We start from the raw sequence: 15,854 nt of genomic DNA, 5'->3' as shown, positions 1-15,854 counted from the left end.
AAACCACAGAGGCGCGGTCATTTTTGCCCCGCATGCCCCAGAGGATTCTCCGTTCGGCAATAGAAGTGCACAAACAAGAAAGGGCGGCCCATTTCGGGGCCGCCCTTCTTCATTAGCAGCAAAAACGCGGAGAAAAACCATCTCAAGCCTCCGTCCGCGCGAGTGTGGGGGCTATCAATACAACTCATTATCGTCGGAATTCGGTGTCGAAAATGCCGAATTCTATCTCCTGCTCTCTGTCCAGAGTGCGTAACTATATCACGTGGCTTCTGAGGGTTGATGGCGGCTGTGCAAACATACGATTTCTCTCTCCCCACAAAAAATCACCCGAACGACTAAATTAGGGTTTTCCAAGAAGGGCTGGTGGGGAGGCTAGTAGACGTTAATATCTTGTTTTTATGGTAATATTAGCTCTCACGATCGATGAATAAGTTCTCCCGAGAAGGAATAAGGCGGGGCGCAGGGCCACAAAAATTTTTTCTTTGTGAAATTCTTTTTTTGTGTCACAAAAGTACGTATTTTTGTGTCTTAGGGGTGCCCAGAATGGGTTTAACCGTTGTGGGCAAATGTTTTAGTCGCGGTTTGTGGAGGCCAGCTTCGCACCGAACTAACTATCTATACTAGTACCAAAACCTATGAAAAAACTCTACACTTTACTAGTCGGCTTGCTGATGCTCGCCTTCTTTGCTTCGGCAAAGGATGCGCAGGCGCAGTATTCGCCGTCGAGCTATAGTGCGGTCGTAAACACGGATCCGTGGGTTGCTCTTACGGGTGGCACCACGGTGTCTGAACTCGCGAGCTTTAACACCGACTTCTTTACGATGTGTTATAAGTTCTCGAACGAGATCACGCTTCCGTTCAACTTCCGCTACTGCGATCTGATCACGAACAAGATCAAGATCAAAGGCAACGGCGGTGTTGTGATGGGCGGCTCGGCCACAGTTCCTGATGCGGCTGTCTACGATTACCTCGCGTATGGCGGTTACTATCAGCTGTATTATTGGACCGATTACTCACAGTTCGGGTACGTCTATGGTTCGAACAATACCATCCACGCCTGGACTGGCTCGTCCTTCCCTGTCAAGGGTACGTATAATGTCCAGTATACCACGACCGGTTCGGCCCCGAACCGCATTTTCTGGATCGAGATCGACGGAATGGGTAACTATCCGAAGGCCTACGATTCTTACTATAGTTCGACAGCCCTTGCTACCTACGGCGAGGACATGATCAGCTATCAGTATGAGCTCTTCGAAGGCAGCGCCTTCATCTCGAAGATCCAGATGAACTATGGTCCGTACAGCGGCACCAACGGTAGCTATTACTGGGAGTATCCGTACAACTACAGCGGCCTCATCACTGCACTGCGCACGACGGCCGGTACGTTCCAGGATGCATACCTCGGTAACATCAATAGTTTGAGCGCCGGTCAGTCGCTAACCACCACAACGGGCGGTTACTACGACAACGGCTATTACTTCTACAATACGGGCCCGACACGCAACATCGTATGGGCGATCCGTTACCCGTTCAACCTTTCGTGGAACAATCCGTCCGCGTCGCCTGCTGACCAGCAGATCCTGCTGATCAATAACGCGTTCACGCCGTCGTGTAAGCTTGTCAACGAAGGTCAGAATGCGATCACGAGCTGCCAGGTAAACTGCACGATTACCCAGCAGGGCGTTGCATCTCCGGTCTATAGCCAGAATGTAACACCGACGGGCACGCAGATTCCGAACCCGCTCGGCAACACCGCATCGTCGGCGACGACATTCCCGTCGTTCACCCCGACTGCATACGGTTTGTACACGATCTCGTATACGATCACGTCGACAACTCCGGCTGAAAGCTACACTGCAGACAACACGATCTCGACGTCGTTTGTCGTGAGCCCGCCGAACAATGTCGCTTCGATCTTCTCGTTGATTCCCGCTCCGGGTGGCAGAACACCAGTCGGCTATGCAACGCCGGTCAGCTTCCGCTACCGTAACATGGGCGTCAACAACCAGCAGAATGTGCCGGTATCGGTCTACATCAAGAACCCGCAGGGTCAGGTGGTGTACCGTGACACGGTGATCATTCCGTATTGGTCGAGCGCTCCGGGACAGCAGTTCCGCGACACCACGTTCAAAGACTTCTTGCCGCAGACCAACGGTAACTACACCCTCTGCGGTGTCACCCTGTTGGCCAACGACCAGAACCATGCCGACGATACGATCTGTACGTCGGTCGCCGTTCGCTACCTTTCGGACGTTGCCGCAGTTGACGTGCTCAACCCGGACGACCAGGAAGAAAAGCCGGAGAAGCGCCAGTTCCGTCCGCAGGGCGTGTTCGCTTCGGTCGGCGTGCAGGACTTGTTCGACGTACCGGCTCGCTGCGAGATCCATCGCTGCTCCGACGGTGTCGTCGTCTTCAAGGCCGACTCGATCATTCCCGAGCTTAACACGGACGCAGGTAACGTGAAGTTCTCGTTCCCGGCATCGCAGGGTACGAACGACATCGCGAAGCTCGCTCCGGGTTGCTATCGTGTTTGCGTCATTGCCCGCCAGGGTGACGATGGCGATCGCACGAACGATACGGCATGCCAGGTCTTCAGCATCATTTCCCGTTTGCAGGGTACGATCGAAGTTGGTGTTGGCCGTCGCTTCCAGACGATCAGCGCTGCCGTCGATTCGATGCGCTTCCGAGGTATCGGTGGTAACCTTACCCTCGTGTTGACGGATGCGAACTACACTGAATACGGCACGGGTTCGTCCGTCACGACGACGCCGACCTCGTTCATCGACTTCACGAACATCCAAGGCACCGGCCCGACGGCTATGGTAAAGTGGGTTCCGAAGACGAATGTTGCCCCGACGATCACCTTCTCGGGTAACAAGCAGTACGGCATGACATGGGATTACCAGTCTGCTCAGTACATGTCGTGGGATGGTAATAACCAGATCGCTCCGTCGCCGGATGCGCTTACGGCCGAGCCGGGCAAGCGCGGTATCACGTTCGTGAACCAGTCGACGACGCCGGGCTCGATCTTCCGTATTAGCCACGGCCGCAGCTACCTCACGTTCAAGAACTTGAACTTGGTCAATAACGGCAGTCTCAATAACAACCAGAGCCGTGCGATCAGCATCGCGAACGTGTACGATTTCAATTCGTACAACTTCGGTCGCGTGTTCGATACCTCGGAGATTCATCACATCACGGTCGACAATTGCTTCATCGGCAATGCGAACGTCGCGATCTCCGATTCGGGTACGGTTCCGCTGTTCGACGTGACGAAGGCATTCTACCAGGATCGCCGTAACCACGACAACGTCTTCTCGCGCAACACCATCGGTTCGGCCTCGAACCCGATCGGCGCAGTTGGTATTCAGCTTACCAATGAAGACGGTGCGCTCGTGCTTCGTAACGAGATCTCGAATATCACGGGTGCTTCGACATCGTCGAACTACGTCGCTGGTATCACGGCCTCAAACGGTAACAGCATCAACCTGATGCTCAATGGCAATAAGATCCACAACGTGACGGCCCCGAATATCTCGGGTTCGACGACGGCTGGTGTCGATATCCAGCAGGCGTCGATCATCTACGTCACGGGTACGGGTCCGAACCAGCGCCGTTCGACGCTTCCGGTCAGTACGGGTAACCGTATTGTCAACAACTTCGTCTATGACCTCCGTGTAAACGGTGCCAATACGACGACGTTCATTCCGATGCGTGACGTGACGGTTGGTTCGTCGACCTATACGGTTGCGAACGACTCGATCTTCAACAACTCGATCGCAGTCGCAGACGCTCCGGCAGCAGTGGTGATGAACCACGTCGCCAAGCCGTTCCTGTGGAACAATATCTATCAGAACCTGAACAACTCGGCAAACGCAACGGCAGTGCTCTATAACCTGACGGTGCCGCGTCCGATGTTCAGCAATGTCAGCTCGAACAATAACCTGATCGACTTCCGTAATGCGTCGGCCTTCGCGAACATGAGCGAATACGATGCAGCGACGGGTACATCGACGTATGCAATCACGGTTCCGACCCTGAATGCATGGCGCACGATGTCGCAGCAGGATATCCTTTCAGTCGGCGGCGATCCGCTCTTCACGACCGATAGCCTGCATCTGCCGATCGCAACGACGTATCTCTACACGACCGCATCGAACAACGGTGCATGGCTCGGTTCGGCTACGCAGGCGACGGATATCGACGGTGATTCGCGTGTTGTCGCCAGCGGCAACCCGGATATCGGCGCTGACGAATTCGACGGCTTCCAGTACACCAACGATCTCTCCGTGATGACCATCACGAAGCCTGCGGGCATCGTGAACACCAACGGTGTGATCCAGGTGACGGCCGAGAATCCGCTTGCCATCCAGGCAGTGGTCAAGAACATGGGCTCGATCATCGCCAACAACCGCACGGTGACGGCGAAGACCGAGTACTCGACGAACAACGGTATTTCGTGGTTCCCGCTCGCTTCCACCACCAGCGCCCCGATGACCTGGGCAGTTGGCGAAGCAAAGACGGTTGACCTCGTCGGACCGGTCATCACGAACGAAGCGACCCGCTTGTTCCGCGTGACGGTTTCCGTTGCAAACGATCAGTACAATGCGAACAACACGCAGACGAAGGTCTTCCAGATCCTCGTCAAGCGCGCTGCGACATTGTTGACCTACAACTCGTCGACCCTCCGTGGTCAGCAGAACAAGGATTCGCTTGCCGCTGCTCTCCAGCGCTTGGGTGTTGCATACGATTCGCTCGATCGCAATGCATGGGGCGCGAACCTGATTGATTACTCACCGTGGTGGACGCTCGTATGGGCGACCGGCGATCCGACGACTGCCTATCAGACGGTCGGTTCGACGAACCTCGGTGTCGGTTCGATCAGCTTGAAGGAAGAGCAGGAAGTGATCAACTACCTCAAGGCTGGCCAAAGCTATGCCAAGAAGTCGTTCATTGTTGCTGGTCAGAACGTTGCGCAGTATCTCGATCCGAACAGCGCGTTCAAGCAGCAGAACAACGTGATCACGGATGCCGAGTTCATGACAAGCTGGATGCACACGAGCTTCGTGGGCCGCTGGCCGGTTCAGAACTATCCGACCGCAAGCCCGAATTCGTACTACGGTACGGCTAAGGGTACGGGCGTGTACTTCGTCTTCAGCGACAGCCTCTGGGCAGCGTCGCCGGACGTGATCAAGCCGAACCCGATCACGGGTACGGTCGGCACGAACACCTCGCGCTTCGCATACTTCTATCCGCAGCACGGCTCGACGCCGTCGGATAGCGGTGCAGGTACGGCGTGGAACGGTGCTAACTTCAATATCGTATTCTACGCATTCGACTGGGCAGACGCTGTGCAGACCGTTGGGTTGCGCGACGGCGAAATCGCTCCGGTCAATGTCAGTGGTACCACCCGTTTCTTGCGCGGTGCACTTGATTTCATCAAGAGCTTCGGCGGCACAGTATTGCCGGTCGAGTTCACGAACGTCAACGGCGCAGCCAAGACCAACGGTAACCTCATCTCGTGGTCGGTCGCTGGCCAGAAGGACATCGATCGCTACGAAGTCGAGATGCTTGGTTCGGATAACACGTGGAACTGGGCCGGTACGGTCAAGGCTACGTCAACCGACAACTACAGCTTCTTGCACTCCGCTGAGAGCGCCCTCGAGACCGGCAAGTCCTACACCTACCGTGTAGCAGCCGTGAACCTCGACGGTTCGCGTCAGACGAGCGGCACGGTGAATGTCGAGCGTACGGCTGAAGGTGCGTCCTTCGCAGTTGCGCAGAACTTCCCGAATCCGTTCACGGTATCGACGACGATCGGATACAGCCTGCCGGAAGCCGGTACGGTGTCGATCCGCGTCCTCGATCTCACGGGCAAGGTTGTCACGGTCGCTGTCGACGGTCAGTCGATGACGGCAGGCCAGCACAACTTCACGTTCAATGCGAACGAGCTCGCAAGCGGTACCTATATCTACGAGGTCAGCTTCACGAACGCAGACGGTCAGACGAGCGTCATGCGCAACAAGATGACCCTCAACAAGTAATCGTTCTCATGCACGCAGGCTCTCTTCGGAGAGCCTGTCTGCAACGATTGTTCGCAACCGCCCTGTCTGGTATTCCAGGCAGGGCGGTTGTGTTTTTATCCACTACGATTGAATTACCGTGGTTATATGCGAATGTAGGAGAGCGCTCGATGAAGTCAGGATGCGAAGATCCGATTCATTGCGCTGACTTCTGATAATGAGCTTCAGGAGAGGTCGAACATCTTCCGCACCCGGTCCATATCCGCATCGATATCGGCGGTGTGGTGCAGGAATTCGTTGGAATGGCGGTCGTAGGAGTACTCGTTGCCGTATTCTTCTGCGTGGCGCGCAATATCGGCAATGGCGCGCAGCGAAAGGGCTACCTCTGCGTCGGTTGTGGTCGGGTGATAGGAAATCCTGACCCAGCCCGGCTTTTCGGAGAGATCGCCGTGCGAGATCTTTTCGGTGATCTCATGGGAATGGGCTCGGTCGACGTGCAGGAGGAAATGTCCGTAGGTCCCGGCACACGAGCAGCCGCCTCGGGTTTGAATGCCGTAGCGGTCGTTTAAGAGCTTGACGACAAGATTATAGTGAACGCCCGTAATGTAAAATGAAAAGATCGGCAAACGATCTGTGATATGTCCGGCAAGGATCACGAGGTTCGGGATTGCTCGCAGGCCATCGAACACCTGTTCGACGATCTCGCGCTCGCGCATGCGGATCTGTGCAGTCCCCATCTCCTCCTTGAGCTTGATCGCCAGCGCGGCTTTGATCGTCTGCAGGAATGGGGGAGTGCCGGCATCTTCGCGGGTCTCGATGTCGTCGATAAACTTGTGTTCGCCCCACGGATTGGTCCAATCCACAATGCCTCCACCGACCGTATCGGGGACGCCGTTGCCATAGAGCCTCCGGTCGAAGACCAGCACACCGGCGCTGCCCGGGCCGCCGAGAAATTTGTGCGGCGAGAACATGACGGCGTCGAGTTTCTCGCGCTCGTCGGCCGGATGCATCGCGATATCGACGTACGGAGCCGCTGCCGCAAAATCGACGAAGGCGAATCCGCCATGTTCGTGCATAATGCGCGCAAGCCGGTGATAGGGCGTTGCAATGCCGGTGACGTTCGATGCGGCAGTGAACGAGCCGTATTTATACTTGCGGTCGGCGTAGCGATTGAGGTGAATGTCGAGATCGTTTGGGTCGACGAGTCCGTGTTCGTCTGCGCCGATGATTACGACGTCGGCAATCGTCTCGAGCCAGGACGTCTGGTTCGAGTGATGCTCCATGTGGGTGATAAAGACCACCGGGCGCTCCTCACGAGAGATGGTGATCTTCCCCGCAAAGTGTTCGTGCAGCCGCAAACCGAGAATCCGCTGGAGCTTATTGACCGCTCCGGTCATCCCGGAGCCGTGGGTGATGATAATATCGTTGTTGCCTGCCCCGACGTGGGCTTTGATGATTCGGTGCGCTTCGTGATACGCGTACGTCATGGTCATACCGGTCGTTGTCGAAGCGGAATGGGTATTGGCTACGAGCGGACCGAATCGATCGCTAAGAATGCGCTCTATGGGCCCATAGAGACGTCCGCTGGCAGTCCAGTCAAGATAGACGAGCGGTTGTTCGCCGAAGGGTGTAGAAATCGAACGGTCAATGCCGACGATTCCCTTACGATAGTAAGCGAATGCCGCTTCGAGTTCGCTGTTCTTGATCTCGCCCATATACAGCCGGATGCAACAAATGGGCAATAATATATGTTATATATATTGCCAAAATCACTATGATGGGCACCTATACCGAGCCGGAGGCTCGTTCGCGGCGATGCCACCAGAGCAAGCCGCCCGACATAAAAATGCCCGATGTCAATACCAAGACAAAAAGCATGCCACTGCGGTAACCCACGATGGTCTCTTCGATGGGGATGCTCAGGAACAACAGAATACTGATAAGCCCGCGCAGGCGAAAGACCTCCGGTAGTCCTTTATTGTAAGCAGGATGATGTCACAGTGAACTGAGCGTGATTCGGCTGAACATTCCGGGACTTGCCGGGCATACAATTCCTTTTCATATTCATACATCTATGGAACACACAGAACTCATTACACCGGAAGCATTTGCTCAACTGGCACGATCGATGTCCTCGCGGCGCATCGTGGGTTCGTTTGCCGGCGTGGAATATCGCAGCGAGGAGATTACGCTGGTTCGCTCGGCGACGATGGATGCATCGCGAAGAACTGCAGTGCGCATGGCGTCGGAGCTATCGAAGACCGCCCCAGTACTTGTGCTCAATCGGGGCTGTTCGAAGAACGATCTGAGCGACGCATTCTACGAATACAACACCGACGGGACGTCGCTGCCGTTCGCGGTGATGCATTTCTATACGGAAGAAATGACGGACTCGCTCGACACCGTTGCCGATGAACTTCGCGAAGGGAAGTATGCGACCGTCGTCGTGACCGATTTCGAGCATGCAACCGACACCGAGCGGCATAAGCTCGATCTTGCATCGGATCTGGTGACGTTCGCCAAGTCGTTCGGAGCATGCGTGATTGTGATTACGCGCGACGGCACACGCCGGTTGTCAGCAGGGCAGCATGGTCGCGGGGCGCTCGGATACCTCTGCGGGATGACGACGCGTATCGAAGTCGCCATCGATCCCGTTGCCGTCGAACGCGAAGAAGCCGAGCGCCGAAAGCCCGCACCGAAGCGTGTGTCGTTCCGCGACATCAACGATTTCAAGCCCTGCAGCTTCCGCCTCGGCAAGAGTATCTCCGAAGCGGTGCAGCCGCGCGATTACGAGTTTATCATTCAAGGACTGCGGGAGAAAGAAGAGCTTGTACGCGGCGGATGGTGGCGTATGCGAGGTGTGCCGAAGGAAGAGTTCGAAACGATCAGACAAGAATTTTACCGCTCCAACCAACAAGAGATCAACGAGTTGGAAGAGTGCGTGTTAAAACGCGGCCGCCTTGTCACCTACGAAGAAGAGTTGGAGGCGGAGCTATCCGCCTACGATGTGGACGCATCGGTGTCACAATAACGCACAGTCCTACGTTCATACTAATAGCTACGTGTGTTTCGCACCAAGTTATACTCGTATCCAAAATGAAACAATACCTTTTCGCCGCAGCGGCAGTGCTCCTGCTTGTCATCGGCGCATCTTCGTTCATCGGTTGTTCCAGTTCGACCGATTCCAACGATCCGAGCGTCACGATGACCACATCGGTATCGAACCGCACCGTTAGTGGCGCGGCCATCCGCACGAATATTCCGCTTGGCGGCGGCTTGACGTGCGATTCGGTCGTCATCGGCCGGGCACGTATTCTCATCAGCGAACTCAAACTGCATCACGACGACGAAGACACGGCCGGTGCAGGCACGATCAAGGTGGGGCCGTTTATCGCCGAGTGGGATTCGACCGGCGAGAAGATCGTCTCGACCGTCACCGTTCCGCCGGGCACGTATGATAAGATCAAGTTCGAGATGCACAAGCTTGACGATAAGAATGATGCCGTGCTCATCAACGATCCGCTCTTCGGAGATTTCCTCAATGGTGGCCGTTACACGACAATCATCGACGGCACGGCGTATGTGAACGGCACGGGATATGCATTCTCGTTCAAGACATCGAAGACCGATAACGTGGAAATGAAGTTTCCGGCGACGGTCACGTTCTCATCGGGCAATAGCTACAATCTTGCGATGGTCTTCGATCCGACGCTGGTCTTTGGGCAGAGCGGGAAGTCGCCGTACGATCCGCGCGATGCGTCGAATCAGGATGAGATTGCGAACTTGATCAAAAACGCGATCAAGGCGCTGAAAAAATAAAACGAGTTGCCACGGTATGGGTGCATCGAAGGGGTCGGCTTGGTCAGGCGACCTCTTCGATGCGTTTTATCTCCGGTGCATAGTACCTGACCGAGCGCTCGATCCCGGCGCGTAAGGTCATGAGCTTCATCGGACAGTCCTTGCACGCGCCGCTATAGCGAACTTCAGCGACCATCGCCGTTTCATCGAGCCGCACGAACTCGATCCCGCCGCCGTCTTCGGCGAGGAACGGACGACACTCTGCGAGTGCCGCTTCGATGCGATCGAGCAGTGGAGACATCGTGAGCAGGATTAGTCTTCCGTCCCGAGGAGGATCTCGACCGGCTTATGGCTCGGGGTAAGATTTCTGATCGAGACTTGTTGCGCGACGCTCTGTGCCAGTTCGCCGAACGCAGAACCTGCCGGAGTGAACGGCATGCTTGCGGCGATCGGTTTGCCGGCATCGCCTGCTTGGCGCACGTTCGTTTCGAGCGGCAGTTCGCCGAGGAACGGCACGCCGAATTCATCGGCTGCTTTCTTTGCGCCGCCATGCGAGAAGATTTCTTCGCGGTGTCCGCAGGCTGAGCAGAGGAAATAACTCATGTTCTCGGTAATGCCGAGGATCGGGACGTTCACTTTCTCGAACATGCGAACGGCTTTGCGCGCATCGGCCAGCGCGACGTCCTGCGGGGTCGTGACGATGACGGCGCCGGTAAGCGGTATGGTCTGGCAGAGCGTCAGTTGAATATCGCCCGTGCCTGGAGGCAGATCGAAGATGAGGTAATCGAGATCGCCCCACTGCACATCGGTCATAAACTGCTTGAGCGCACCGGAAGCCATCGGTCCGCGCCAGACGACCGCCGTGTTCGGATCGACAAGAAAGCCGATCGACATAACCTTTACACCATGCGCCTCGAGCGGCTGGATCACGGCGTGACCGTTGACTTGCTCGGCCATCGGCTTCTCGTTCTCGATGCCCATCATTAGTGGAATGCTCGGGCCATAAATATCTGCATCCAGGAGGCCGACCTTCGCGCCGTTCTTCGCGAGCGCAACGGCGAGGTTTGCGGCGACGGTCGATTTGCCGACACCGCCTTTGCCCGAGGCCACGGCGATCGTATTACGAACGCCCGAAAGCGCGGCAGGCTTGTTCGCGCCGGAATGCGATGCGACGTTCGACGACATCGTGATCTTCACGTTCCCGGCGCCGGCGACCGTCTCGGCAGCCGTGCGGGCCGCCAGTTCCAGTTGATCTTTCAGTGGGCAGGCGGGGGTTGTCAGCTCGAACGTGAACGAGACGGCCGAGCCGTCGATCTTCACGTTCTTGATCATGCCAAGCGACACGACATCTTTATGCAGATCGGGGTCTTCGACCGACCGAAGTGCGTTGAGAATATCCGCTTCCGAAAACGCTGCGCTGTTCTTTGAAAAAAGTCCCATAGGTGGATTGTTAGAACCACTAAAACAGAAAGGCGGGAGGTTGAGTTTGCCAGGGAGTATCCCAACTGTCATTCCGACCGAAGGGAGGAATCCGGGACGACGATACTCTATAAGCATTTGCTCGTGTATAAGCCGCAGCCATCACAGATTCTTCACTATGCCCGCGAGCATACAGGTGGTAGAAACGGCACCCGGGCTCCGTTCAGAATGACGAGCCTGAAGTCCTTCGATAAACTCTCCCAACTGTCATTCCGACCGAAGGGAGGAATCTGGGACAACGATACTCTACAAGCATTCGCACGACTATACGCGGCAGCCATCACAGATTCTTCACTACGCCCGCGAGCATACAGGTGGTAGAAACAGCAACCGGGCTCCGTTCAGAATGACAAGCCTGAAGTCCTTCGATAAACTCTCCCAACTGTCATTCCGACCGAAGGGAGGAATCCGGGACGACGATACTCTATAAGCATTTGCTCGTGTATAAGCCGCAGCCATCACAGATTCTTCACTACGCCCGCGAGTTCGGAATGCCGAAGATTGGAGTTCCGAAACCGGCAATTCGTACATTCGTACACTACGTTTTGATTACTACTCTCGACACGTATGACTACACGTTCCGTTACCCATGTCTTATATGCTCACGAATTCGATATGGGCGGTCTAACCGTTCGCCAGCCGTTTCCATCGCCCGAGGTACGGCAGATCGATCCGTTTATTTTGCTGCATCACGCGAATGTCTCTATCCCCAAAGAGACCGATCTCGCCAATGCCGGTGTCGGACCTCATCCGCATCGTGGGTTCTCTCCGGTGACGTTCATCTTCGAAGGCGGCGTGCATCACCGCGATAGTCGAGGCCACGAGAGTACGATCTATGCCGGAGGTACACAGTGGATGAATGCCGGAGCAGGGATTATGCATTCGGAGCGTCCGCCTCTCGATATTCATTCGCGAGGTTCACGGCAGGAGATCATTCAGATGTGGGTCAATACCCCGCAGTCGCATAAGAACGACGAGCCGAAGTACATCCCACTGACCAAAGAAGACACGCCGAAGTTTGTGAGTGAGGACAATCTGGCCGAAGCATACTTGCAAGCAGGGAGCCTGTTCGGTCTGCAAGGGCCGATCCCATCGACATCGCCGGTGAATGCCGCGACAATCTATTTGAAGAAAGACGCGGTGCTATCGATCCCGTTGCCGAAGATGCACAATGCGTTTATATTTTTGCTTGACGGCAGATTGAATGTTGCCGGGCATGGCGAAGTCGCGGCGGAGAATGCAGTCGTCTTCGATCGTGACGGCGAAGGCATCACCCTCACCGCCACGGAGCCGACACGCATTCTGCTGATGAGCGGCGAGCCCATTGGCGAGCCGGTTGCAATGTATGGCCCCTTCGTGATGAACACGCAAGGCGAATTACGCCAAGCCTTCATCGACTTTCAATTAGGGAAGTTCGGCTCACTTGAAGAGTGAGCCGCGCTACGATCAGAGTTTGCCGAGATACGGAGCTGCCTTCTGCGCAAACCGTGTATCGATCGCCTCGGCATCCTTCTTTGCTTTCGCGACACGATCCGACAGTACAGCGACACGTTCGATCTGCAGATTCGACGGGCGAACCTGATTGCCGACGACCGACGTATAGAGCTCCGAAATCTCTTCGCGAAGCTGCTTCTCGTCGGCGAAGATGGACTTCTGTTTCGTCGCCAGGAGCGTTGCTCGCAGTGCTTCGAGCGAGTCGTGGTACGCCGATAGTAATTGCTTCGCGGCTGGGTCTTGCTGCGATTCCTTGTGGACAAGGATCGTTTTTTCGCGCGCTGAAATGCTGTCGACGATCGCGGCAAGCGACTCGTGTAGATGATAGATCGCCATCGCAGTCTTATACTGCACCTGTTCGTCGTCGGTGCTGTACTGCGTATTTGCGGCATCGTGCACGAGCGTGATCGGCAGCGAATATGAATTCGAGCCAACCGTGAGCTTCGCAGTGTAAGAGCCGGGCAACACCATCGGCGCATAGAAGCCTGAGTAGTCGGGTTTGCTTCCGCCCGATGCCACCTTCGGCGGGGTCATGCGAAGATTCCACGACACTTTGTTGATGCCTTTGCGCTTCGATGGCGTCAGCTCTTGCACCAGTGTTCCATCGGCGTTATAAATGCCGAGCTTGACGTCGCCGCTGCTGATGCGATCTTTGAGATAATACTCGATCGGCGGCGCATAGGTATATGCTGCATTGCCGGAGCTCCAGCCGCCCGTGCTCGGGAAGCCACCGCCACCATAGCGGCCTTCGCTGAGCGCTACAGGCTGCATGGGGAACAGATAGACGGCTTTCGAGGCGATCTCGTTCGTGAGTTCGCGCATCGGCGTAATATCGTCAATGCTGATGATGCCTCGGCCGTGGGTGGCGAGCAACAGATCGTTCGTTTTCGGATGGATCTTGATATCGCGGGTCAACGCATACCATGGCACGTTGTTCTTCATGCGGATCCAGGTGGCGCCGCCATCGAGCGACGAGAAGAAGCCCATCTCGGTGCCGACGAAGAGCAACTGCCTATTGACCAGATCCTCGGCGATCTTATGTGCGAAGCCGGTGAACTCAGGGCTCGTAAGTCGCATCCAGGTCGAGCCCATATCGGTTGACTTCGCAACGTACGTCTGCATGTCGCCATAGTAATGATTGTCGAACGTTGCATAGACGACGTTCTTATCGAAGTGCGACGGCTCGATACTCGATACCCATGTCATCGACGGCACACCGCATGCCGCGACGTTCTTTGACAACAACGTCCACGTCTTCCCGCCGTCGGTCGTGCGTTGCAGACAGCCGTCGTCGGTACCGACCCAGATCATATTCTCGTCGAGCGGAGACTCGGCGATCGTAAAGATCGTGCAGTGATTTTCGGCGGAGGTATTGTCGGCGCTCAGTCCGCCGCTCGAATCTTGTTGCTGCTTCTTCTTGTCGTTCGTCGTCAGATCGGGCGAGAGCTTCGTCCAGTTGCGGCCCTGATCGGTGGAACGGTAGAGATACTGCGCACCCATATACAGATGCTTCGGGTTCTTCGCGCCCGTGACGATCGGCGTATTCCAATTCCACCGGAGTTTATCGTCCTTCGGGCCGGCTTGCGGTTGGATGTCGTAGGACTTTCCGACGCTCAGTTGCACTCGCCCGGCATTGCCACCTTGCGACTCGGCATAAGCAACATCGGGATCGGTCAAATCCGGTTGCGCCCAAAACCCGTCGCCGCCGTAGAGGTTCATCCAATTCGAGTTGCCAATTCCGCCGGGTGCGGCAGACGGCGCCATCCAAGTGCCGTTATCCTGCAAGCCGCCGTAGATGCGGTACGGATCCTGGTTATCGACGGCAACATGATAGAACTGACCCACGGGCAAGTTCTGCACGAAGATCCAGTTCGCGCCTTTGTCGTGGCTATAATACATTCCGCCATCGGTGCCGAGGTAGAGCTGGTTCGGGTCCATCGGATTGATCCAGAGCGCATGCATGTCACTATGTACCCATCCGCCGCTCGCACCGGCATCGGCGAACGAAAAGCCGCCGTCATTCGAGTATGAAAAGCTGAAGGCCGGCCGATAGACGCGGTTCGAATCCTTCGGATCGAACATGATCGTGCTGAAGTAAAACGGACGCGCCGTGACGTTGAACGTTGCGCTTTTCTTGACCCAGGTGTTGCCGCCGTCGCGCGAGAGGTAGAGGCCCGTCTCGTTCGATTCGACGATGGCGACGAGGTCGCGCGGCGCGCTCGGGCTCAGCGCAAAGGCGATGCGGCCGAATGGCTTCGGTGGCAGACCGCTCGTGAGTTCGGTCCAGTGTGCTCCGGCATCGGTGGACTTATACATCCCGCTGCCGTTGCCGCCGGAGTTGAATGCGTAGGGAAGCCGGCGGAATTCCCACGTCGATGCGTACACGATGTTCGGGTTTGTCGGATCGACGGCAACATCGGCACACCCCGACTTCTCGTTGATGTAAAGAATCTTGTTCCAGGTCGCGCCGGCGTCGGTGGACTTGTAGAGGCCGCGGTGCTTGCTGTCGCCCCAAAGCGGACCGGGTGCTGCGACGTAGATGACGTCTGAGTTCTTCGGATCGATGACGATCTTGGCGATATGTTCGGTCGAATCGAGGCCGATGAGTTTCCAGTTGTCGCCGCCGTCGGAGGTTTTGTAGAGCCCGACGCCGATCGACACGCTGTTGCGCATATTGCTCTCGCCGGTGCCGACATAGACGACATCGGTATGCTTCTGGTCGACGGCGATCGCGCCGATCGATTGGCAGTATTTGTCGAACACGGGTTCGAAGGCCGCGCCGCCGGTCGTCGTTTTCCAGACACCGCCGCCTGCGGTACCGACGTAGATCGTACGGGGCATGCTGTCGATGCCGGTGATGGCGGTGATGCGTCCGCTCATCGTACCCGGGCCGAGATGGCGGGCTTCCATCATCCCGAATGTGGCGGACGTGATCGTGGACTGCGCAGATGCAACAGACACACAGACAGCAAGCAATGCAAGCGTAGCAAGTGATCTCATACTGATGCGATGATACGTGCGGTGAAACCTACGATGAAGGGAAGCGAATGCACAAACACA

The 15,854-nt window shown here is 56.2% G+C and carries 8 protein-coding genes; 4 read left to right on the top strand and 4 right to left on the bottom strand.

Annotation, left to right across the window (positions count from 1 at the left end; all coding sequences use genetic code 11):
- The first annotated feature begins 635 nt into the window (after positions 1-635).
- Positions 636-6,044: a T9SS type A sorting domain-containing protein gene (locus tag JSS75_08710; protein ID MBS1903769.1), complete on the top strand. Its 5,409-nt coding sequence runs from the start codon at positions 636-638 to the stop codon at positions 6,042-6,044.
- Between the two features lie 203 nt (positions 6,045-6,247).
- Here JSS75_08710 and JSS75_08705 read toward each other — a convergent pair whose 3' ends face one another.
- Positions 6,248-7,738, bottom strand: coding sequence for an aminotransferase class V-fold PLP-dependent enzyme (locus tag JSS75_08705; GenBank protein ID MBS1903768.1), 1,491 nt, complete (start codon positions 7,736-7,738; stop codon positions 6,248-6,250).
- 359 nt (positions 7,739-8,097) lie between these two features.
- Here JSS75_08705 and JSS75_08700 point away from each other — a divergent pair, with 359 nt between their 5' ends.
- Both JSS75_08700 and JSS75_08695 read left to right on the top strand, forming a co-directional pair.
- Positions 8,098-9,054, top strand: a complete 957-nt coding sequence (locus JSS75_08700; protein ID MBS1903767.1) for a hypothetical protein — start codon at positions 8,098-8,100, stop codon at positions 9,052-9,054.
- Positions 9,055-9,119: 65 nt separating this feature from the next.
- Positions 9,120-9,842, top strand: coding sequence for a hypothetical protein (locus JSS75_08695; GenBank protein ID MBS1903766.1), 723 nt, complete (start codon positions 9,120-9,122; stop codon positions 9,840-9,842).
- A gap of 43 nt (positions 9,843-9,885) precedes the next feature.
- Here the strand turns inward: JSS75_08695 and JSS75_08690 are convergent, their stop codons facing one another.
- Complete coding sequence (locus JSS75_08690; GenBank protein ID MBS1903765.1) at positions 9,886-10,122, bottom strand: NifU family protein; 237 nt, start codon at positions 10,120-10,122, stop codon at positions 9,886-9,888.
- Between the two features lie 11 nt (positions 10,123-10,133).
- The gene (gene apbC, locus JSS75_08685) at positions 10,134-11,261 is read right to left on the bottom strand and encodes an iron-sulfur cluster carrier protein ApbC (GenBank protein ID MBS1903764.1); all 1,128 of its coding nucleotides are present in this window, start codon (positions 11,259-11,261) and stop codon (positions 10,134-10,136) included.
- A 606-nt stretch (positions 11,262-11,867) separates the two neighbouring features.
- Here apbC and JSS75_08680 point away from each other — a divergent pair.
- Positions 11,868-12,734: a pirin family protein gene (locus tag JSS75_08680; protein ID MBS1903763.1), complete on the top strand. Its 867-nt coding sequence runs from the start codon at positions 11,868-11,870 to the stop codon at positions 12,732-12,734.
- A 12-nt stretch (positions 12,735-12,746) separates the two neighbouring features.
- Here JSS75_08680 and JSS75_08675 read toward each other — a convergent pair whose 3' ends face one another.
- Positions 12,747-15,794 carry a glycosyl hydrolase gene (locus JSS75_08675; GenBank protein MBS1903762.1) on the bottom strand — a complete coding sequence of 1,016 codons (3,048 nt, stop codon included), beginning with the start codon at positions 15,792-15,794 and terminating at the stop codon, positions 12,747-12,749.
- Positions 15,795-15,854 lie beyond the last annotated feature (60 nt).

Source organism: Bacteroidota bacterium, assembly GCA_018266755.1.
In the GTDB taxonomy this organism is placed as follows: Bacteria; Bacteroidota; Ignavibacteria; order Palsa-1295; family Palsa-1295; genus JAFDZW01.
Note: the sequence above shows the minus strand (reverse complement) of the source record. Positions and strands in the feature narration are given on the sequence as shown.

Excerpts from the sequence above, each read along its gene's own strand:
- apbC (MBS1903764.1), bottom strand. The coding sequence starts at position 11,261 with ATGGGACTTTTTTCAAAGAACAGCGCAGCGTTTTCGGAAGCGGATATT.
- JSS75_08705 (MBS1903768.1), bottom strand. The coding sequence starts at position 7,738 with ATGGGCGAGATCAAGAACAGCGAACTCGAAGCGGCATTCGCTTACTAT.
- JSS75_08695 (MBS1903766.1), top strand. The coding sequence starts at position 9,120 with ATGAAACAATACCTTTTCGCCGCAGCGGCAGTGCTCCTGCTTGTCATC.
- JSS75_08690 (MBS1903765.1), bottom strand. The coding sequence starts at position 10,122 with ATGTCTCCACTGCTCGATCGCATCGAAGCGGCACTCGCAGAGTGTCGT.
- JSS75_08680 (MBS1903763.1), top strand. The coding sequence starts at position 11,868 with ATGACTACACGTTCCGTTACCCATGTCTTATATGCTCACGAATTCGAT.
- JSS75_08675 (MBS1903762.1), bottom strand. The coding sequence starts at position 15,794 with ATGAGATCACTTGCTACGCTTGCATTGCTTGCTGTCTGTGTGTCTGTT.
- JSS75_08700 (MBS1903767.1), top strand. The coding sequence starts at position 8,098 with ATGGAACACACAGAACTCATTACACCGGAAGCATTTGCTCAACTGGCA.
- JSS75_08710 (MBS1903769.1), top strand. The coding sequence starts at position 636 with ATGAAAAAACTCTACACTTTACTAGTCGGCTTGCTGATGCTCGCCTTC.